This window comes from Paenibacillus sp. FSL L8-0436, assembly GCF_038593025.1.
Classification (GTDB): domain Bacteria; phylum Bacillota; class Bacilli; order Paenibacillales; family Paenibacillaceae; genus Paenibacillus_AQ.
In genome coordinates this window covers 6625558-6645909 of sequence record NZ_CP151955.1, presented here as the reverse complement: position 1 = coordinate 6645909, position 20352 = coordinate 6625558, and the positions used below count along the sequence as shown (strand labels likewise).

28 protein-coding genes are annotated in these 20352 nt (G+C 46.2%); 26 read left to right on the top strand and 2 right to left on the bottom strand.

Annotated elements, in window-relative coordinates; all coding sequences use genetic code 11:
* The first annotated feature begins 15 nt into the window (after positions 1-15).
* The 6 genes from rpoC (at position 16) to tuf (ending at position 8556) form a co-directional block, all read left to right on the top strand.
* Positions 16-3627 (top strand): DNA-directed RNA polymerase subunit beta', encoded by a 3612-nt coding sequence (gene rpoC, locus NSS79_RS30780; RefSeq protein ID WP_342437339.1) that lies wholly within the window; start codon positions 16-18, stop codon positions 3625-3627.
* Between the two features lie 182 nt (positions 3628-3809).
* Positions 3810-4061: a ribosomal L7Ae/L30e/S12e/Gadd45 family protein gene (locus tag NSS79_RS30775; RefSeq protein ID WP_340896375.1), complete on the top strand. Its 252-nt coding sequence runs from the start codon at positions 3810-3812 to the stop codon at positions 4059-4061.
* A gap of 133 nt (positions 4062-4194) precedes the next feature.
* Complete coding sequence (gene rpsL, locus NSS79_RS30770; RefSeq protein WP_038597092.1) at positions 4195-4614, top strand: 30S ribosomal protein S12; 420 nt, start codon at positions 4195-4197, stop codon at positions 4612-4614.
* Between the two features lie 44 nt (positions 4615-4658).
* Positions 4659-5129, top strand: a complete 471-nt coding sequence (gene rpsG, locus NSS79_RS30765) for a 30S ribosomal protein S7 (RefSeq protein ID WP_036652908.1) — start codon at positions 4659-4661, stop codon at positions 5127-5129.
* Between the two features lie 48 nt (positions 5130-5177).
* Positions 5178-7256 (top strand): elongation factor G, encoded by a 2079-nt coding sequence (gene fusA, locus NSS79_RS30760; protein ID WP_340896377.1) that lies wholly within the window; start codon positions 5178-5180, stop codon positions 7254-7256.
* 109 nt (positions 7257-7365) lie between these two features.
* Positions 7366-8556 (top strand): elongation factor Tu, encoded by a 1191-nt coding sequence (tuf, locus tag NSS79_RS30755; RefSeq protein ID WP_342437338.1) that lies wholly within the window; start codon positions 7366-7368, stop codon positions 8554-8556.
* A gap of 137 nt (positions 8557-8693) precedes the next feature.
* On the opposite strand, the gene NSS79_RS30750 is transcribed toward tuf, so the two are convergent.
* Entirely contained in the window at positions 8694-9041 is a 348-nt protein-coding gene (locus NSS79_RS30750) for a cupin domain-containing protein (protein WP_342437337.1), read from the bottom strand.
* Between the two features lie 29 nt (positions 9042-9070).
* On the bottom strand, positions 9071-9520 hold the full coding sequence (locus NSS79_RS30745; protein WP_342437336.1) for a V4R domain-containing protein: 450 nt from the start codon (positions 9518-9520) through the stop codon (positions 9071-9073).
* Between the two features lie 246 nt (positions 9521-9766).
* Between NSS79_RS30745 and NSS79_RS30740 the strand changes: the two genes are divergently transcribed.
* The 20 genes from NSS79_RS30740 (at position 9767) to rplR (ending at position 20352) form a co-directional block, all read left to right on the top strand.
* Entirely contained in the window at positions 9767-10399 is a 633-nt protein-coding gene (locus NSS79_RS30740; RefSeq protein ID WP_342437335.1) for a Crp/Fnr family transcriptional regulator, read from the top strand.
* Positions 10400-10641: 242 nt separating this feature from the next.
* A complete protein-coding gene (locus tag NSS79_RS30735; RefSeq protein ID WP_342437334.1) occupies positions 10642-11913 on the top strand; it encodes a globin-coupled sensor protein in 1272 nt (423 codons plus the stop codon).
* Positions 11914-12160: 247 nt separating this feature from the next.
* Positions 12161-12469, top strand: coding sequence for a 30S ribosomal protein S10 (gene rpsJ / locus NSS79_RS30730; RefSeq protein WP_017692074.1), 309 nt, complete (start codon positions 12161-12163; stop codon positions 12467-12469).
* Positions 12470-12513: 44 nt separating this feature from the next.
* Positions 12514-13137 (top strand): 50S ribosomal protein L3, encoded by a 624-nt coding sequence (gene rplC / locus NSS79_RS30725; RefSeq protein WP_076112955.1) that lies wholly within the window; start codon positions 12514-12516, stop codon positions 13135-13137.
* A 25-nt stretch (positions 13138-13162) separates the two neighbouring features.
* Positions 13163-13786 carry a 50S ribosomal protein L4 gene (gene rplD / locus NSS79_RS30720; protein WP_342437333.1) on the top strand — a complete coding sequence of 208 codons (624 nt, stop codon included), beginning with the start codon at positions 13163-13165 and terminating at the stop codon, positions 13784-13786.
* A complete protein-coding gene (gene rplW / locus NSS79_RS30715) occupies positions 13786-14079 on the top strand; it encodes a 50S ribosomal protein L23 (protein ID WP_019908225.1) in 294 nt (97 codons plus the stop codon). Before rplD ends, rplW begins: the two co-directional genes overlap by 1 nt.
* 27 nt (positions 14080-14106) lie before the next feature.
* Positions 14107-14937 (top strand): 50S ribosomal protein L2, encoded by an 831-nt coding sequence (rplB, locus tag NSS79_RS30710; protein WP_038597071.1) that lies wholly within the window; start codon positions 14107-14109, stop codon positions 14935-14937.
* A gap of 76 nt (positions 14938-15013) precedes the next feature.
* The gene (gene rpsS / locus NSS79_RS30705) at positions 15014-15292 is read left to right on the top strand and encodes a 30S ribosomal protein S19 (protein ID WP_019908227.1); all 279 of its coding nucleotides are present in this window, start codon (positions 15014-15016) and stop codon (positions 15290-15292) included.
* A gap of 31 nt (positions 15293-15323) precedes the next feature.
* Positions 15324-15656: a 50S ribosomal protein L22 gene (gene rplV / locus NSS79_RS30700; RefSeq protein WP_019908228.1), complete on the top strand. Its 333-nt coding sequence runs from the start codon at positions 15324-15326 to the stop codon at positions 15654-15656.
* Positions 15657-15669: 13 nt separating this feature from the next.
* Complete coding sequence (gene rpsC / locus NSS79_RS30695) at positions 15670-16335, top strand: 30S ribosomal protein S3 (RefSeq protein WP_038597067.1); 666 nt, start codon at positions 15670-15672, stop codon at positions 16333-16335.
* 2 nt (positions 16336-16337) lie between these two features.
* On the top strand, positions 16338-16772 hold the full coding sequence (gene rplP / locus NSS79_RS30690; protein WP_036652954.1) for a 50S ribosomal protein L16: 435 nt from the start codon (positions 16338-16340) through the stop codon (positions 16770-16772).
* On the top strand, positions 16762-16959 hold the full coding sequence (rpmC, locus tag NSS79_RS30685; RefSeq protein ID WP_019908232.1) for a 50S ribosomal protein L29: 198 nt from the start codon (positions 16762-16764) through the stop codon (positions 16957-16959). Before rplP ends, rpmC begins: the two co-directional genes overlap by 11 nt.
* 43 nt (positions 16960-17002) lie before the next feature.
* Complete coding sequence (rpsQ, locus tag NSS79_RS30680) at positions 17003-17269, top strand: 30S ribosomal protein S17 (protein ID WP_038597064.1); 267 nt, start codon at positions 17003-17005, stop codon at positions 17267-17269.
* Positions 17270-17308: 39 nt separating this feature from the next.
* A complete protein-coding gene (gene rplN / locus NSS79_RS30675; protein WP_019908234.1) occupies positions 17309-17677 on the top strand; it encodes a 50S ribosomal protein L14 in 369 nt (122 codons plus the stop codon).
* A gap of 60 nt (positions 17678-17737) precedes the next feature.
* The gene (gene rplX, locus NSS79_RS30670; RefSeq protein ID WP_019908235.1) at positions 17738-18091 is read left to right on the top strand and encodes a 50S ribosomal protein L24; all 354 of its coding nucleotides are present in this window, start codon (positions 17738-17740) and stop codon (positions 18089-18091) included.
* Between the two features lie 30 nt (positions 18092-18121).
* Positions 18122-18664 (top strand): 50S ribosomal protein L5, encoded by a 543-nt coding sequence (gene rplE / locus NSS79_RS30665; RefSeq protein WP_038597061.1) that lies wholly within the window; start codon positions 18122-18124, stop codon positions 18662-18664.
* A gap of 45 nt (positions 18665-18709) precedes the next feature.
* Positions 18710-18895 (top strand): type Z 30S ribosomal protein S14, encoded by a 186-nt coding sequence (locus NSS79_RS30660; RefSeq protein WP_036589425.1) that lies wholly within the window; start codon positions 18710-18712, stop codon positions 18893-18895.
* A gap of 32 nt (positions 18896-18927) precedes the next feature.
* Complete coding sequence (gene rpsH, locus NSS79_RS30655) at positions 18928-19326, top strand: 30S ribosomal protein S8 (protein WP_019908239.1); 399 nt, start codon at positions 18928-18930, stop codon at positions 19324-19326.
* Positions 19327-19356: 30 nt separating this feature from the next.
* Positions 19357-19899 (top strand): 50S ribosomal protein L6, encoded by a 543-nt coding sequence (gene rplF / locus NSS79_RS30650; protein ID WP_038597058.1) that lies wholly within the window; start codon positions 19357-19359, stop codon positions 19897-19899.
* Positions 19900-19983: 84 nt separating this feature from the next.
* On the top strand, positions 19984-20352 hold the full coding sequence (rplR, locus tag NSS79_RS30645; protein ID WP_038597055.1) for a 50S ribosomal protein L18: 369 nt from the start codon (positions 19984-19986) through the stop codon (positions 20350-20352).

The window sequence follows — 20352 nt, the reverse complement described above, 5'->3', positions numbered from 1 at the left end:
AAGGAGGGTTGCTCCTTGTTGGACGTTAACAATTTTGAATTCATGAAAATCGGGCTTGCTTCTCCGGAAAAGATTCGTTCTTGGTCCCGCGGAGAAGTAAAAAAACCGGAAACCATTAACTATCGTACATTGAAGCCGGAAAAAGAAGGTCTTTTCTGCGAACGTATCTTCGGACCGCAAAAAGACTGGGAATGTCACTGTGGTAAATACAAACGTGTCCGTTATAAGGGCGTAGTGTGCGACCGTTGCGGCGTGGAAGTTACCCGCGCTAAAGTTCGCCGCGAACGTATGGGCCACATTGAACTGGCGGCTCCTGTATCTCATATCTGGTATTTCAAAGGTATTCCAAGCCGTATGGGTCTGGCCCTCGATATGTCTCCGAGATCGCTTGAAGAGATCATCTACTTTGCATCTTATGTTGTAACCGATCCAGGTGAAACACCGCTGGAGAAGAAACAACTGCTGTCCGAGAAAGAATACCGCAGCTACCGTGAGAAATACGGCTACGGTTTCCAAGCCGGCATGGGTGCCGAAGCTGTGAAGAAGCTGCTTCAGGATATCGACATCGAGAAGGAATTGGAATTCCTCAAGGAAGAGCTTCGCACCGCCCAAGGCCAACGCCGCAACCGGGCGATCAAACGTCTGGAAGTTATTGAAGCGTTCCGCAACTCCGGCAACAAGCCTGATTGGATGATCATGGATGTGCTTCCGGTTATTCCTCCGGAGCTTCGCCCGATGGTTCAGTTGGATGGTGGCCGTTTTGCTACGTCTGACCTTAACGATCTCTATCGTCGCGTAATCAACCGGAACAACCGTCTGAAAAGACTGCTTGATCTGGGTGCTCCTGATATTATCGTGCAGAATGAGAAACGGATGCTTCAGGAAGCTGTCGATGCACTTATCGACAACGGCCGTCGCGGCCGCCCTGTAACGGGTCCTGGTAACCGTCCGCTCAAATCGCTCAGCCATATGCTGAAAGGTAAACAAGGACGTTTCCGTCAGAACTTGCTCGGTAAACGGGTTGACTATTCCGGACGTTCCGTTATCGTTGTAGGACCGTATCTCAAAATGTACCAATGCGGACTTCCAAAGAAAATGGCGCTTGAACTCTTCAAACCGTTTGTTATGAAAGAATTGGTGAACAAGGGCTTGGCCCATAACATCAAGAGCGCAAAACGTAAAGTTGAGCGTGTAAGTCCTGAAGTATGGGATGTGCTTGAAGAAGTAATCAGAGAGCATCCGGTTCTGCTGAACCGTGCCCCTACACTTCACCGTCTCGGTATTCAAGCGTTTGAACCGATTCTGGTAGAAGGTCATGCTATCCGTCTTCACCCGCTCGTATGTACGGCTTACAATGCCGACTTTGACGGTGACCAAATGGCGGTGCACGTTCCTCTGTCTGCAGAAGCTCAAGCGGAAGCACGTCTGCTCATGCTGGCCTCCGGTAACATCCTGAACCCTAAGGACGGCAAACCGGTTGTTACCCCTTCCCAGGATATGGTCCTCGGTACGTTCTACCTGACTATGGACAACAAGGAAGAAAAGGGTACGGGTATGATTCTGCGCACCGTGAACGAAGCTGTTTCAGCTTACCAGCGTGGAACCGCAGGTCTGCACGCCCGTGTAGCTATTCCTGTTAAGGCTCTGGGTAAAACCTGCTTTACAGAACAGCAACAAGGCGCAATGCTGATTACTACGGTCGGAAAGATCATCTTTAACGAGATCTATCCTAGCAGCTTCCCTTATATCAATGAAGCGACCAAAACAAACCTGCTGCAAGGCACACCAGAGAAATACTTTATCTATGAAAAAGGCGCGGACATCCGTGAGCTGATTATGGATGCTCCGGAAGCAAGTGCTGTAGGTAAGGAATACCTGGGTCTGATTATTGCCCGCTGCTTCGAAACCTATCACACGACCAAAACGTCTGTGATTTTGGATAGAATCAAGCAACTCGGCTTTACGTACTCCACACGTTCCGGTGTTACGGTTGCCGTATCGGACGTTATCGTGCCGGAGGAAAAAGCTACAATCCTGAAAGAGTCCGAGGCTAAGGTCGATGTGGTTGCCAACCAATATCGCCGTGGTCTGATCACCAATGACGAACGGTATGACCGTGTTATTGAGATCTGGTCGAAGACGAAGGATGATCTTACCAATGTGCTGTTGAAATCGATGGACCGTTTCAATTCCATCATGCTCATGGTTGACTCCAAAGCGCGTGGTAACAAATCGCAGATTACCCAGCTGGGTGGTATGCGCGGACTGATGGCTACACCATCGGGACGGATTTTCGAATTGCCAATCAAGGCGAACTTCCGTGAAGGTCTGACCGTCCTCGAGTACTTTATCTCCACTCACGGAGCGCGTAAAGGTCTGGCCGATACAGCGCTGCGTACAGCCGACTCCGGATACTTGACCCGTCGTCTCGTTGACGTTGCCCAAGACGTTATTGTCCGTGAAGAAGACTGTGGTACCGATAAAGGCTTCACCGTCAGCCGTATTCAAGATGGCAAGGAAGTTATCGAAGATTTGTACGACCGTATTGAAGGCCGCTACTCCTTTGAAACTGTACGTCATCCGGAAACGAAGGAAATCCTCGTTAACCGCAACGATCTGATTGACTCCGACAAAGCTGAGGCGATTGTTAACGCTGGTGTGACCAAACTGCAGATCCGTTCTGTGCTGAGCTGCCGTGCGCGTCACGGTGTATGCAAGAAATGCTACGGACGTAACCTGGCAACAGGTAAGTTCGTGGAAATCGGTGAAGCTGTCGGTATCATCGCGGCACAATCCATCGGTGAGCCGGGAACCCAGCTTACAATGCGTACGTTCCATACCGGGGGTGTTGCCGGTGATGACATCACGCAAGGTTTGCCGCGTATCCAGGAGTTGTTTGAAGCCCGTAACCCTAAAGGTCAGGCTACAATCAGTGAAATTGACGGGGTAATCAAGGAAATCCGCGAAACCAAGGACCGCCGCGAAATCGAGGTTCAAGGTGAAGCTGAATCCAAGACTTATTCCATCACCTACGGTTCGCGTCTACGTGTCAGTGAAGGCCAGGAGATTGAGGCTGGCGATGAGCTGACTGACGGTTCGATCGACCCTAAAGAAATGCTGCGCATCAAAGGGATCCGCGGGGTACAAAACTACATTCTGCAAGAAGTACAGCGTGTATACCGTAACCAAGGCGTTGAGATCAATGATAAGCACATTGAAGTTATGATTAAGCAGATGCTGCGCAAAATCCGTATTATCGATGCTGGTGATACGAATCTCTTGCCAGGTGCATTTGCTGACATTCATGAATACGAAGCTGCGAATAAGGAAGCCATTCTTGCTGGTAATGAGCCTGCAGTTGCCAAACCGGTACTGCTCGGTATTACTAAGGCATCCCTGGAGACAGATTCCTTCCTGTCTGCGGCCTCCTTCCAAGAAACTACCCGCGTCTTGACTGATGCTGCAATTAAGGGTAAAGTAGATAAGTTGCTTGGACTCAAAGAAAATGTTATTATCGGTAAGTTGATTCCTGCAGGTACTGGCATGAATCGTTACCGTAATGTGAAGCTGAGTGATCCGAATGTCGAAAGCTCGCAAGAAGCTTTAGAAACGGTTCCTGCTGAATAGTTAAATAATCATGGCGGGCAGTTGATTATGCTACGGCTATTTATAGACGTGGCGCTGCTGCCTGCTGTGAATATTAATAAATTTATTGCCGATTCTCTTGACATCATCTACTGATAATGCTAATATGTCTAAGGTGCGTGAGTAGCCTGGTTATTCTTGTTCATTGGAGGTAATGATTTATTATGACTGATGATAGAGGACTGCAGGATGCTCAGGTCAAGATCGGTACCAAACAAACCGTCAAGGCGGTAGAGTTGGGCCAAGCCGCAGAAGTCTATGTGGCAGAGGACGGAGATCAACGGCTTACTTCCAGAATTGTTATGCTTTGTAACAAACAAGGTGTGAAGGTCACTTATGTGGACACAATGCTGAATTTGGGCAAAGCTTGCGGTATAGAAGTTGGTGCTGCTATGGCAGCCGTCTTAAAACAATAGCACGAGAAGCGTTTTTGTACCGGGGTACACTTCGGCAACAAAGACTTTTCATTTGTCTTTTTATGAACCGCCTGGGTCTGTGGACTTAATGTTCGTAAATAGATTACTATTTCAGGAAGGGGGTGGCACAACAATGCCAACTATTAATCAACTGGTTCGTAAAGGCCGTCAAGCCAAAATCGAAAAATCCAAATCTCCCGCTCTTCAAAAAGGGTTCAACGCCCTCAAGCGTGAGACTACAAATTTGAGCGCCCCGCAAAAACGCGGTGTGTGCACTCGTGTAGGCACAATGACTCCACGTAAACCAAACTCCGCGCTTCGTAAGTATGCCCGTGTTCGTTTGACGAACCGTCTTGAGGTGACTGCTTACATTCCGGGTATTGGACATAACCTTCAAGAGCACAGTGTTGTATTGCTGCGCGGAGGTAAAGTTAAGGACCTTGCAGGAGTTCGTTATCACATCGTTCGTGGCGCTTTGGATACAGCAGGCGTTGCTAACCGTATGCAAGCTCGTTCCAAGTATGGTGCAAAACGTCCTAAAGCAAAGAAATAAGTTAAGAATATCTGAATAACAAACATTGAGAAAGGGGGATATCCATGCCACGCAAAGGTCCAGTTACTAAGAGAGATGTATTGCCAGATCCATTGTATAATAGCAAGTTGGTTACTCGTTTGATCAACCGTATTATGCTGGGTGGTAAAAGAGGTGTCGCTCAAAGCATTCTGTACAATTCGTTCAAGTTGATTCAAGAACGCACAGGCAAAGATCCGATGGAAGTTTTCGAAGCTGCCATCAAGAATATTATGCCGGTATTGGAAGTTAAAGCTCGTCGTGTCGGCGGTGCTAACTACCAAGTGCCTATCGAGGTTAAACCTGAAAGACGTACTGCTTTGGGATTACGCTGGCTCGTAAACTACTCACGCAACCGCGGTGAGAAGACGATGGAAGAGCGTTTGGCGGCTGAGATCATCGACGCTTCCAACAACACAGGCGCTTCCGTTAAGAAACGTGAAGACACACACAAAATGGCTGAAGCAAACAAAGCGTTTGCTCACTACCGCTGGTAGGATTTAAGGCCGTTCAAATAACTTATATTTTGAAGGGAGACCCAATTCATGGCAAGAGAGTTCTCCTTAAAAAATACACGTAACATCGGGATCATGGCGCATATTGATGCTGGTAAGACTACTACCACTGAGCGGATTCTATTCTATACAGGCCGTACGCACAAAATCGGTGAAGTTCACGAGGGTGCTGCTACAATGGACTGGATGGAGCAAGAACAGGAGCGCGGAATCACTATTACTTCCGCTGCTACAACTGCTGCATGGAAAGGTCACCGCATCAATATCATTGATACCCCTGGACACGTTGACTTCACAGTTGAAGTTGAACGTTCCCTTCGTGTATTGGATGGGGCAGTAGGCGTTTTCAGTGCGAAAGAGGGCGTTGAGCCTCAGTCTGAAACCGTATGGAGACAGGCTGACCGTTATGGCGTTCCCCGGATCGCATATGTAAATAAAATGGATATCATCGGTGCGGATTTCCTAAACGTTATCGACAGCATGCGTGATCGCTTGCAAGCCAATGCAGTTGCTATTCAACTGCCAATTGGTGCCGAAAACGACTTCATTGGTATTATTGACCTGGTTGAGCAAAAAGCTCATATGTTTAAAGACGATCTGGGCCAAAATATCGAAGTAACGGACATTCCGGCTGAATATCTGGAACAAGTTGAGGGGCTGCGTCTTGAGTTAATCGAGAAAGTAGCAGAACTTGACGAAGATCTGACTATGAAGTACCTGGAAGGCGAAGAAATTTCAGTTGATGAGATCAAAGCTGCTCTGCGCAAAGGCGTTGTAGAAGTTAAGATCTTCCCTGTAATTGTCGGATCCTCCTACCGTAACAAAGGTGTCCAACTTATGATGGACGCTGTCGTTGATTACCTGCCATCCCCACTGGATGTACCGGCTATTCAAGGTCATCTGGATGACGGAACTGAAGCGGTTCGCCACTCTTCGGACGAAGAACCATTCTCAGCACTGGCATTTAAAATCATGACAGACCCTTATGTGGGTAAACTCACGTTCTTCCGCGTGTATTCCGGTGTTCTGGAATCCGGTTCTTATGTAGTTAACGCTACTAAGAACAAACGCGAGCGTATCGGCCGTATCCTGCAAATGCATGCGAACAGCCGCCAAGAAATCTCCATCGTTTACGCTGGTGATATTGCGGCAGCCGTTGGTCTGAAGGACACAAGTACTGGCGATACACTTTGTGATGAGAAACATCCGGTTATTCTGGAGTCCATGAACTTCCCTGATCCGGTTATCGAAATCGCAGTTGAACCAAAAACCAAAGCTGACCAAGATAAACTGGGTGTTGCTCTCGGTAAGTTGACTGAAGAGGATCCAACTCTTCGTGCTCACACTGATGAAGAAACAGGTCAAACAATCCTGGCAGGTATGGGTGAGCTTCACCTTGATATTATCATCGACCGTATGCGCCGCGAATTCAAAGTAGAAACCAATGTGGGTAAACCACAGGTTGCTTACCGCGAAACATTCAAAGCACCAGCTCGTGTCGAAGGTAAATTCGTTCGCCAATCCGGCGGTCGCGGTCAGTACGGTCACGTATGGGTTGAATTTGAACCTCTCGAGCCGGGTACTGGCAGCAAGTTCGAAAGTAAAGTAGTCGGTGGCTCTGTTCCTAGAGAGTATATCGCTCCTGCACTTGCCGGTATTGAAGAGCAAATGAAAAACGGCGTTATCGCAGGCTTCCCGCTTGTTGACGTTAAGGCTACCATCGTTGATGGTTCTTATCATGATGTTGACTCCAACGAAATGGCGTTCAAAATTGCCGGATCGATGGCACTCAAAGCAGCTAAAGACAAGTGTAAGCCTGTCCTGCTTGAGCCAATCATGAAAGTGGAAGTAACTGTTCCTGAGGAATATATGGGTGATGTAATGGGTATGCTGAACTCCCGTCGCGGTCGGATCGAAGGTATGGATTCCCGTGGTGGAGCGCAAATTATCCGTGCGAAGGTGCCTCTTTCCGAAATGTTCGGATACTCCACAACACTCCGTTCAGGTACTCAAGGACGCGGCGTATTCTCCATGGAGCTTTCTCACTATGAAGAAGTTCCTAAATCCATTGCGGAAGAGATCGTTGCTAAGAACAAAGGCGGAGAATAATTAACTGTTTTAACTTGCTGTCCGGGTACAACCGATCAGTCATCCTAGATAAGCAATTAGCCCGGCGGCTCAAATATAAGGAACCCCACAATAAGGAGGAACTGTTCAAATGGCAAAGGCAAAGTTTGAACGTAACAAACCACACGTTAACATCGGTACTATTGGTCACGTCGACCATGGTAAAACAACTCTGACTGCTGCAATCACTACTGTATTGTCCAAAAAATACGGTGGCGCTGCTGTAGCATTCGACCAAATCGATAAGGCTCCTGAAGAACGCGAACGTGGTATCACTATCTCCACAGCTCACGTTGAATATGAAACTCCTAACCGTCACTACGCACACGTAGACTGCCCTGGTCACGCCGACTATGTTAAAAACATGATCACTGGCGCAGCGCAAATGGACGGAGCTATCCTGGTTGTATCCGCAGCTGACGGCCCTATGCCACAAACTCGCGAACACATCCTGCTGTCCCGTCAAGTAGGCGTTCCTTACATCGTTGTATTCTTGAACAAATGCGACATGGTTGAAGACGAAGAGTTGCTTGAACTGGTTGAAATGGAAGTTCGCGACTTGCTGAGCGAATATGACTTCCCAGGCGATGATACTCCAATCATCCGTGGATCTGCTCGTGAAGCTCTTCAAAACCCTGATGGCGAGTATGCACAAAAAATCGTTGAGATGTTCGAAACGATTGATACGTACATTCCGCTTCCAGAACGTCAAACTGACAAGCCTTTCTTGATGCCTGTCGAAGATGTATTCTCCATTACTGGCCGCGGTACTGTGGCAACTGGTCGCGTAGAACGCGGAACAGTTAAAGTCGGAGAAGAAATCGAAATCGTTGGTATTCATGAAGAAACTAAGAAATCCGTAGTTACGGGCGTAGAAATGTTCCGTAAATTGCTGGATTCCGCTCAAGCAGGCGACAACATCGGCGCACTTCTGCGTGGTGTTGACCGTAACATGATCGAGCGCGGCCAAGTAATTGCTAAGCCGAACTCCGTTAAACCACACACTGAGTTCACTGCTCAGATCTACGTTCTGACTAAAGAAGAAGGCGGACGTCACAAACCATTCTTCACTGGTTACCGTCCACAGTTCTACTTCCGTACAACTGACGTAACTGGCATCATCAACCTGCCAGAAGGTACTGAAATGGTTATGCCTGGTGACAACATCACAGTAACTGTTTCCCTGATCTCCCCAATCGCTATTGAAGAAGGTACTAAATTCTCCATTCGCGAAGGCGGACGTACAGTTGGAGCAGGTAGCGTAGCTTCCATCCAAAAATAATTCGGTTCTATCCGTTAGGATAGTGCTGAACCATAAAGGCAGGGATTCTTCTCCGGAAGACTCCCTGTTTTTTTGCATACAAAAAACTCTATTTCCTTATAAAAACGCGGAAATAGAGTTGAATTCAAAAGAAACGATTAGGAAATTTCTTGGGTGTACGCTGGGCCTGGAACTTTGGATATTACCACATGCAAACTTGCAGGTTGATGACCATTGTTACGGTAGGAAAAGGATTCATCACCGGCGAGGTGGATAACATCACCTTCAGCTAGATCCTGCTCTACATCGTTAACATTAATGATGCCGTTTCCCTTCAGAGCAAGGATGAATACATCTGCTCCGGGATGCTTATGCGCTGGAAGCTGTTGGCCTGGCATGAAATTAAGCATAAACATTACACTATCACCTTTTTGAAATAGGATTTTCTTCGTAAACCGTTCCTCCTGATATTGAATTGCCTCTACTAATGTCTTTTTCTCCATCATTAATCCCAACCTTCGTTTTTATTGTTGTTTTAAAGTTTAACTTCATACTCACAATGCTCATGACCTGCAGCATTGCATTTTATTTCTCTGACGGATATCCGTCTTCCCATGATTTTGGATAAAGCCCCTTCCAGGATAGCTCCTTCCAAATCACAAATCAGCTTCTCTTCCTCCAGCGTCGGGAGACCTTTACAAAAGCAGTCCTCCACCGCGATGTTGATCTTGCGGTCATCCTCATGCAGGATGCGTGGAATCCCTATTTTCAAATCCTCGAATAGTTGTAGTAACTCCTCGAGTGTGTTCACTGGTAGACTCTCACCGATTTTTCGGCCCACAGTAAGTGTAGTTCCTTTACCGCCAAGGGGGAGACCCTGGTTCATTCCGATAAGGCGGATGGTGCGGAATAATTCAAGCGGAACCATGTTGCCAAGCACAGATCTGTCCATACTTTTCATATCTTCGAAGGTATATTGCAGCATAGATACTCCATCTCCTTTAGATCTCTCTATAGGACCTATTGTGACGGATATTGATAATATATTCCTTGATGCAGATCAAGTTTTTTAAAAAAAGTTGTGAGGGCAGTCACTGGGCAGCTCTAGGATCCTTGTTATGGTGAGAACAGCAGAAAGGATGGTGAGTGAATGGAATGCACAGTATGCAATTCTCATTCTTGTGTTTCCCAGGTGCCCGTATTCAAGAATCTATCAGATGAAGAATTGATAATGGTAGAAGCGATAGTAGAATCGAGCCATTATGCTAAGGGAAGTCTTGTATTCAGAGAGGGAGAAGAGTCAGATTCACTTTTTGTAGTGAAGAGTGGCCTCATTAAGCTCACGCAGAGCAATAAAGAAGGCAAGCAGCATATCCTCCGATTCCTGTTCCCCGGCGACTATTTCGGACAGTTTGCTTTGCTGCACCACAAACAAAATTATGTAACAGCCGAAGTTGTAGAGAGTGGAAGTGTATGCCGGATGCACCGCAAACAATTTGTTCCTTTATTGGAGAACAACGCGGCGCTTGCATTCAGCTTTTTAATGTCAATGAGCGAACAGTTGCATCAAGCCGAAGAGCTGGCTGGTGCAATGCATATATATGATGTAGAAAAACGCCTCGCCCGGTTGCTGCTTTATCTGCATAACAGGAATCAATCGGAGGATTCCTCCCGTGTACAAGGTAACAGCATTGATTTGCCGGCTGCCAAAAAAGAGTTCGCCGCTATGATTGGAGCCACTGCCGAAACACTTAGCCGCAAGCTGAATTATCTGGAAAGTATGGGGATTATCACGGTCCGTAAGAGAACGGTAGACATTTTAGATCTAAAAGCACTGAATCAAATGGCAGAAATGAAAGAATAGAATCAAGAAACGTCAATATACGACAAAATAACGGTTCTAATAACTTATTTTTCAACATTATTCAACAAAGTATTACTTATAATTCTATACAATTATTCTATCCATAGAGTAAAATATTTCTATATCAGCGATGTTATTTTCAGGAAATTCAGGGAGAGTGGAAGTATGGGGAGATGTCCTTTTTCTTTATACATGGTTTAACATCACGTATAACAAGCGAGGAATCTCCCAAAGTTCACTCAATGGACAGCAAGAATCTTATACCCACTGCCACGCAGTCTTTTCATACCCTTGCCGGGCATGAGGAACTCAATGAACAGATGCAAATGATTGACTTAACTGAGGAAGATCTTACGCTTCTGCGTCTATTGAAACCGGTTGTGGAAAGAGATATCGACATCATAACCGACCAGTTTTACAAGACGGTGCTTGGAGTCGGTAAACTGGAAGCGATTATTCTTGAACACAGCAGTATTGAACGGTTAAAAAAGACTTTAAAGCAGCATATTATTGAAATCTTCGATGGAAACGTTGATGAACATTACATTGCCAAACGTCTCAGCATTGCGAAGATACATAAGAGGGTCGGACTGGATCCAAAATGGTATTTGTCGGCTTTTCAAAACCTGCAAAATGTATTTATTACAGCTGTATATAATCAATACCTGAAAAAAAACGAGACCTTAAAAGTGGTTCAGACCATAACCAAACTGCTGAATTTGGAGCAACAGCTGGTACTAGAAGCGTATGAAAAGGAAAATACTAGAGAGAAGGAAGAACAGTACTTAATCGTAAAAAATGAACTGAAGCAAAAAATTGCGGAATTCAGCGGTGAGCTAGTAGATCTCAGCATGGATACTAACGCTGCTGTAGAGCAGCTGGTGGCAAGCAGTAACGAAGTGAGTAGTACGTTCCAACGAACTGCAAATTCGGCTAAGGAGTCTCAGGGGATGGCTAGGGACGGGCATGAGCACTTGGACAGCCTTACCGGTCAAATCCATCTGATTTATGAAAGCACCAATGAAATGGAACGGTCTGTGAATGAACCAACCAGCTCATCTCGGCAGATCCAGAAGATTGTTGCAGCAGTTCAGGAAATTGCTGATCAGACCAAAATTCTTTCACTCAATGCTACTATAGAAGCTGCGAGGGCTGGAGAGCATGGTAGAGGCTTCAGCGTAGTTGCGCAGGAGGTCAACCGGCTAGCCGAGGATACCAAGAATACAGTTGTACGCATCGGCGAGCTAACCGATCTATCAGGGAGGCTGATCTCTCAGGTTGTTGAAGAGATCCGCAAGGTACAGGAACTGACTAAGAGCGGTAAACATCAATCGGTTGAGACCAGCCGGCTGTTTAGTGAAATCGTGGATTCCATGCAGACCAGCACCCAGGAAATTGTGACCGTAGAACAAGAGATAAGAGTGTTGATTAAAACTATCGAAGGAATCGGCTCTACAACAGCACAATCTACCGCCTCAGCGGAGTATTTCCGTTCAGCTACAGAAGGTCTTTAATTAGGAACGACTACATATGTGCCATATATATAGAAAGAAAACAACTTGTGAAAAAAATCATGAGTTGTTTTGTATTTTCGCTTGCAAAGTGTCCGCCTATTATATATAATAATAAATGTTGTTCTGAGACGTTGCGATGATGTGAGAGGTTACTGACACACCCGGCCCCTTTGCCATGAGGTCGACGTCAGAAAATTTTCACGGAGTATGTCCGATAATAAATTGGGCGATAGAAGGAGGGACTAAAATGGCAAAGCAAAAAATTCGTATCCGCTTGAAAGCATACGACCACAGAATTCTTGATCAATCCGCAGAGAAAATCGTTGAAACAGCAAAACGTTCGGGTGCTGGTGTATCCGGGCCGATCCCGCTGCCAACTGAGAAGCAAATCATTACTATTCTCCGTGCGGTACACAAGTACAAGGATTCCCGTGAACAGTTTGAACAACGGACTCACAAACGTTTGATCGATATTGTGAACCCAACACCACAAACTGTGGATGCCTTGATGCGCTTGGATCTACCGTCCGGTGTAGATATCGAAATCAAATTGTAATACTATCTATTAAAGCAACTAGGAAAAGAAAAGAGGTGTCAACATTGAAAGGTATCTTAGGAAAAAAACTCGGTATGACTCAAGTGTTTACTCCAGAAGGTAACGTAATCGCGGTTACGGTTATCGAAGCTGGTCCTTGTGTGGTACTGCAAAAGAAAGACCTGAATATCGACGGATATGAAGCAGTGCAGTTGGGCTTTTCCGACAAGAAGGAAAGTCGCTCCAACAAGCCTGAACAGGGTCACGCCAAAAAGGCAAATGCAACACCTAAGCGCTACGTTCGCGAAATTCGCGGTGTTGACCTCGGGGCACTCGAGGTTGGACAAGAGCTGAAGGCTGATATCTTCGCTGAAGGCGAATTTGTTGACGTAACAGGTACATCTAAGGGTAAAGGTTTCCAAGGTGTTATCAAACGTTGGGGACAAAGCCGCGGACCAATGGCACACGGATCGCGTTACCACAGAAGACCAGGTTCCATGGGTTCCATCCAAGCTAACCGTGTTCCAAAGGGCAAACGCCTGCCAGGACATATGGGTCACACGACCGTAACGGTTCAAAAGCTTGAAATCATCAGAGTAGACGTTGAACGTAACGTATTGCTGGTTAAAGGCGCTATTCCAGGTCCTAAAAACAGCTTTGTGAAAGTTAAACAAACCGTTAAGAAATAATTACTGAAGAAAGGAGGAACATGAAATGCCAAAAGTAACACTTTATAATATTAGTGGTAACGAAGTTGGCGAAGTTGAATTGAGCGATACAGTGTTCGGTATTGAACCGAATGTGCATGTTCTGCACGAAGCTGCGCTTATGCAAAGAGCTTCCCTTCGTCGTGGTACACATAAAGTAAAAGGACGTTCTGAAGTGCGTGGCGGCGGACGTAAGCCTTGGAAACAAAAAGGTACAGGTCGTGCTCGTCAAGGCTCCATTCGTTCTCCACAATGGAAAGGCGGCGGCGTAGTCTTCGGACCAACACCACGCAGCTATTCCTGGAAACTGCCTAAGAAAGTTCGCCGTTTGGCCATCAAATCCGCGTTGTCCTCGAAAGTACTCGGGAATGACATCATCGTATTGGATAGCTTGACAATGAATGCTCCGAAGACGAAAGAATTCGCAGCGATTCTGAACAATCTTAAAGTAGGCAGCAAAGCCCTGATCGTAGCTCCTAGCTATGATGACAATGTGGCACTTTCCGCTCGTAACATCCCTGGGGTGAAATTCGTAGCGGCTGACGGCATCAATGTTCTTGACGTACTGACGTACGACAAACTGATCATCACTAAAGAAGCAGTTCTGAAGGTAGAGGAGGTGTTCGCGTAATGAAAGATCCTCGTGATATTATCAAACGTCCGGTGATTACGGAACGCACATCCGAATACATGAGCGAATTGAAATACGCTTTTGAAGTGGATATCCGTGCTAACAAGACCGAAATCAAAAAAGCTGTCGAGGCTATTTTCAAAGTTAAAGTAGTTAGTGTGAACACAATGCGAGTACCTGGCAAACTGAAGCGTTATGGTAAATACTCCGGTTATACTCCAGAGTGGAAAAAAGCCATCGTTAAGCTCAGCCCGGACAGCAAGCCGCTCGAATTCTTTGAAGCGGTTGAATAATACTCTGTAAAGTAAGGAGGGAATACAGTGCCAATCAAAAAGTACAAACCGACATCTCCGGCCAGACGTAACATGTCCGTGTCTACGTTTGAAGAAATCACAACAAATGAGCCAGAGAAATCTTTGCTTGCACCGCTGTTCAAACATGCGGGACGTAACAACCAAGGTAAAATTACAGTTCGTCACCATGGCGGCGGACACAAACGTAAATACCGTATCATCGACTTCAAACGTACAAAAGACGGCATACCAGGTAGCGTTGCTACGATCGAGTATGACCCGAACCGTACATCAAATATTGCTTTGATCCACTATGCCGATGGAGAGAAACGTTACATCCTCGCTCCTCAAGGCCTTAAAGTTGGGGATAAGATTGAGTCTGGCCCTGCGGCTGACATCAAAATTGGTAACAGCCTTCCGCTGGCGAACATTCCAGTCGGTACAGTTATCCACAACATTGAACTTAAACCAGGCAAAGGCGGTCAGTTGGTACGCGCTGCCGGTACAGAAGCTCAATTGCTGGGTAAAGAAGAAAAATACGTTTCTGTTCGTTTGACTTCCGGTGAAGTTCGCAGAATCCTCAGCGTATGCCGTGCAACGATCGGATCCGTAGGTAACGGTGATCATGAACTGATCAAGATTGGTAAAGCCGGACGCAGTCGCTGGCTGGGCAAACGTCCTGAAGTACGCGGTGTTGTAATGAACCCTAACGATCACCCACACGGTGGTGGTGAAGGCCGCGCTCCAATCGGACGGAAATCGCCTATGTCACCTTGGGGTAAACCAACCCTCGGCTACAAAACGCGTAAGAAAAACAAAGCATCTGATAAATATATCGTTCGCCGCCGCACGAAATAAGACGCTTCTGGCAAGTTAGATTAACGCGAAGCGTCGATTCGCGGTTTGAAGAACCGGATGAAGGGAGGATTCATACATGGGTCGCAGTTTAAAGAAGGGGCCGTTCATCGATGGCTACCTGCTGAAAAAAGTTGAGGAATTGAACGCGGCAGATAAGAAGGTCGTTGTTAAAACCTGGTCCCGTCGCTCAACCATTTTCCCTCAGTTTATCGGACATACGTTTGGTGTATATGACGGCCGTAAACACGTGCCAGTATACGTAACGGAAGATATGGTAGGTCACAAGTTGGGCGAGTTCGCGCCAACACGTACTTACAAAGGCCACGCGGGTGACGATAAGAAAACAAGAAGATAATTAAGGTCTTCGTTTGAGAGGAGGGAAAACAATGGAAGCAAAAGCACATGCAAGATCGGTGCGGATTTCCGCTCGCAAAGCGAAACTGGTTGTTGACTTGATTCGCGGCAAGCAAGTGGGGGAAGCAATTGCAATTCTTCGCCACACTCCAAAATCCGCTTCTCCAGTAGTTGAGAAGTTGCTTAACTCGGCGATCGCCAATGCTGAGCATAACTACTCTATGGACGTGAACAGTTTGTTCGTTAGCGAAGTTTTCGTTAACCAGGGTCCTACGATGAAGCGTTTCCGTCCACGCGCCATGGGCCGTGCAAGTCGGATCAATAAACGTACCAGCCACATTACTTTGGTGGTATCTGAGAAATAAGGAGGGATAACACGTGGGTCAAAAGGTAAATCCAGTCGGACTCCGAGTCGGTATTATTCGCGATTGGGAATCTAAATGGTATGCAGGCAAAGATTTCGGTACTCTTTTAATGGAAGACGTCAAAATCCGGGAATACCTTAAAGGTAAGTTGAAGGATTCCGCTGTTTCCCGCATCGAGATCGAAAGAGCGGCAAGCCGCGTGAACGTTACAATTCACACTGCTAAACCAGGTATGGTAATTGGTAAAGGCGGAGCAGAAGTAGAAGTACTTCGCAGCGCAGTTACAACTATCGCTGGTGGCAAAAAGGTTCACATCAACATCAACGAAATTAAGCACCCTGAACTGGATGCAATTCTTGTTGCTGAAAGCATTGCACAACAATTGGAACGTCGTGTATCGTTCCGTCGTGCTCTGAAACAAGCGATTCAAAGAACTATGCGTTCCGGTGCAAAGGGAATTAAAACTCAAGTTGGCGGACGTCTTGGCGGCGCTGAGATTGCCCGTTCAGAAGGTTATAGCGAAGGAACAGTTCCACTTCATACGCTTCGTGCCGATATCGATTACGGAACGGCTGAAGCACATACTACTTACGGCCGTATCGGTGTAAAAGTATGGATCTACCGTGGAGAAGTTCTTCCCCCAGCTAAGAAACAAGCTGCTCAGGAAGGAGGCAACTAATCATGTTGGTACCAAAACGCGTTAAACACCGCAAGCAACAACGCGGTCACATGAAGGGTATGGCAAAAGGCGGTACCGAATTGAACTTCGGCGAATTCGGCTTGCAAGCTTTGGAGCCGTCTTGGATCACTAACCGTCAGATTGAAGCTGCCCGTATCGCAATGACACGTTACATCAAACGTGGCGGTCAAGTTTGGATCAAGATTTTCCCAGATAAGCCTATTACTCAAAAACCTCTTGAGGTTCGTATGGGTAGTGGTAAAGGTAACGTTGAGAAATGGGTAGCCGTAGTTAAACCGGGCAAGATTATGTTCGAACTCGGAGGCGTGTCGGAAGAAATCGCTCGTGAAGCGATGCGTCTTGCCGCTCACAAGCTGCCTATCAAGACTAAGTTTGTGAAACGTGAAGAATTGGGTGGTGAAGCAAATGAAAGCTAATGAACTTCGCAACTTAACCACTGCCGAGATTGAACAAAAGATCGCAGGATTCAAAGAAGAACTTTTCAATCTCCGTTTTCAATTGGCAACTGGCCAATTGGATAACCCGACTCGGATTCGTGATGTGCGTAAGGAAATAGCTCGTGCTAAAACCGTTATCCATCAAAGAGTACTCGGGATCAGCTAAGTGAGGGCGGATTAATGATCCGTAATCAGGAAGGAGGCTAACTATGAGCGAAGAACGTAATGCACGTAAGGTGCTGATCGGTAAAGTAGTCAGCGACAAAATGGATAAAACCATCGTAATTGCTGTTGAAACCTATAAGAAACACAATTTGTATCACAAACGCATCAAGTCTACGAATAAATTCAAAGCACATGATGAGGAAAACGTTGCTAAAATCGGTGATACTGTAAAAATCATGGAAACTCGTCCTTTGTCTAAAGACAAACGTTGGAGACTTGTTGAAGTGGTTGAAAAAGCGGTTATCATCTAAGATAATGAGCAGAGCCTTTCCGGAAGGAGGAAATTAATAATGATTCAACCATTTACACGTTTGCATGTGGCTGATAACTCTGGTGCGAAGGAACTGATGTGTATCCGCGTACTGGGTGGTACTGGACGCCGTACAGCAGCAATCGGTGATCTGATCGTTTGTTCCGTTAAACAAGCAACACCAGGCGGCGTTGTCAAAAAGGGTGATGTTGTTAAAGCGGTGGTTGTTCGTACTAAACGTTCTGTACGCCGTAAAGACGGTTCTTACATCGCATTCGACGAAAATGCAGCTGTTGTTGTTAAAGACGACAGAAGCCCGCGCGGAACACGTATCTTCGGACCAGTTGCTCGCGAACTTCGCGATAAAGACTACATGAAGATCGTTTCCTTGGCACCGGAAGTAATCTAAAAAAGTTACCCCTAAAGTAACGTGAAGTTCTGAGAAGGTTAGTCATAGGAGGTGTAATAAATGCCTAGAGTGAAAAAAGTTCTGGAATCCCATAACAATAAACTGCATGTGAAGAAAGATGATGTGGTACTTGTGATCAGCGGGAAAGACAAAGGTAAAAAAGGCCGTGTCATCGCTGCTTATCCTCGTGAAAACCGCGTTCTGGTAGAAGGCGTGAACATGGTGAAAAAACACCAGAAGCCTAACCAGTTGAATCCGCAAGGCGGAATCATCGAACAAGAAGCTTCGATTCATGTGTCCAACGTAATGCACATTGATCCGAAGAGCGGTAAAGTTACTCGTATCGGTTACAAAGTACTCGATAACGGTAAGAAGGTTCGGGTAGCAAAGAGATCCGGAGAGATTATCGACTAATACAGTCCTAAAGAAAGGAGGTAAATCTTCATGGCAGCAAGAATGAAAGAACGTTATTTGAATGAAATAACACCTGCTCTGATGCAGAAGTTTAACTATACAACTGTTATGCAAGTACCTAAGATCGAGAAGGTTGTCATCAACATGGGTGTGGGTGACGCTGTTCAGAACTCCAAAGTACTTGATGCTGCAGTTAATGACTTGCAACTGATCGCTGGTCAAAAGCCAGTAATCACTAAAGCTAAAAAATCCATCGCCGGTTTCAAACTGCGCGAAAATATGCCGATTGGGGTTAAAGTAACACTGCGCGGCGAGCGTATGTATTACTTCCTGGACAAATTGTTCAACGTAACGCTTCCACGCGTACGTGACTTCCGCGGTGTTTCCACTAAAGCCTTTGACGGCCGTGGTAACTACACGCTTGGTCTTAAAGAACAACTGATCTTCCCAGAAATCGAGTATGACAAAGTGGATAAGGTCCGCGGTATGGACATCGTTATCGTAACGACTGCAAAGACGGATGAGGAATCCCGTGAGCTGCTGAATCAGCTGGGAATGCCTTTCGCTAAGTAAGAATCATCCATTTCTCCGAAACTGTTTAGGAGGTGTCAGGCTAAAGTGGCAAAAACTTCGATGAAAGTTAAACAACAACGCGAGCCTAAGTTCAAAGTACGTGCATATACACGTTGTGAGCGTTGCGGTCGTCCACATTCGGTACTGCAAAAGTTCAAAATTTGCAGAATTTGTTTCCGTGAGTTAGCTTATAAAGGCCAGATCCCTGGCGTGAAAAAAGCAAGTTGGTAAGAAGTTTATAAACGGGAAGGAGGTTTACACACATGACTATGTCTGATCCTATTGCAGATATGCTTACTCGTATTCGTAACGCCAACACTGTGCGTCACGAGACAGTAGAAATGCCTGCTTCTACTATGAAAAAACAAATCGCGGACATCTTGAAGCGTGAAGGTTTCATCCGTGATGCGGAATTCGTTGAAGATAGCAAACAAGGGATTATCCGTATCTTCTTGAAATACGGCCCTAACCAAGAGCGCGTTATCTCTGGTCTGAAAAGAATCAGTAAACCAGGCCTTCGCGTTTACACGAAGAGCAATGAAGTGCCTCGTGTACTCGGCGGCCTAGGAATCGCGATTATCTCCACATCTAAGGGAGTTATGACCGACAAAGAAGCTCGTCAATCAAAATCGGGCGGAGAAGTTGTCTGCTACATTTGGTAATAAACGTCACAAGATAAGGAGGTGCAACACATGTCTCGTATTGGTCGCAAACCAATCGCAGTACCTAGCGGTGTAGATGTCACTTTGGACAACGCCGTTATTACAGTAAAAGGTCCTAAGGGCACTTTGACTCGTGAGCTTCATAAAGACATGAAGGTTACAGTTGAAAATAACGAAATCACCGTTGTCCGCCCGTCGGACAACAAATTGCATCGTTCACTTCACGGCACAACCCGCTCCGTTGTCAACAACATGGTGAGCGGTGTGACTGAAGGTTTCTCGAAATCTCTGGAGCTGGTTGGGGTCGGATATCGTGCAAGCAAATCCGGAGATAAAATCGTTCTGAACGTTGGTTACTCCCACCCGGTTGAAATTACACCGGAAGCGGGCATCGAGTTCGAAGTTCCTGCGAACACGAAGATCATCGTTAAAGGTATCGATAAAGAACGCGTTGGCGCGTATGCTGCCAAAATCCGTTCCGTACGTGAACCAGAACCGTATAAAGGTAAAGGTATCAAATATGAAGGCGAGCGTATCATCCGCAAGGAAGGTAAAGCCGGTAAGAAGAAATAATCGGCTTACTCTTCATTGTAAGATACCCCGTGCATCTTAAAGTGAAGCTGTTTACGGCAAACTGAAGGGAGTGAAAGGGAAGTCATGATTACAAAAGAGGATAAAAACAAGGCTCGTCTCAAAAGACACCTGCGTGTTCGTAAAAAAATCCAGGGAACTACTGAGCGTCCACGTTTGAACGTGTTCCGTTCTTCGAAACACATCTACGCTCAATTGATCGATGACGTGACAGGCGTTACAATCGTATCTGCCTCGACACTTGATAAGGATCTGAGCGCTACAATCGGCAATGGCGGCAGCGTTGAAGCTGCAAGCAAAGTAGGTCAACTGATCGCTGAGCGTGCTAAAGCTAAGGGTTATGCAGTGGTTGTATTTGACCGCGGTGGATACTTGTACCATGGACGAATTCAGGCTTTGGCTGATGCAGCTCGCGAAGCTGGTCTTGAATTCTAG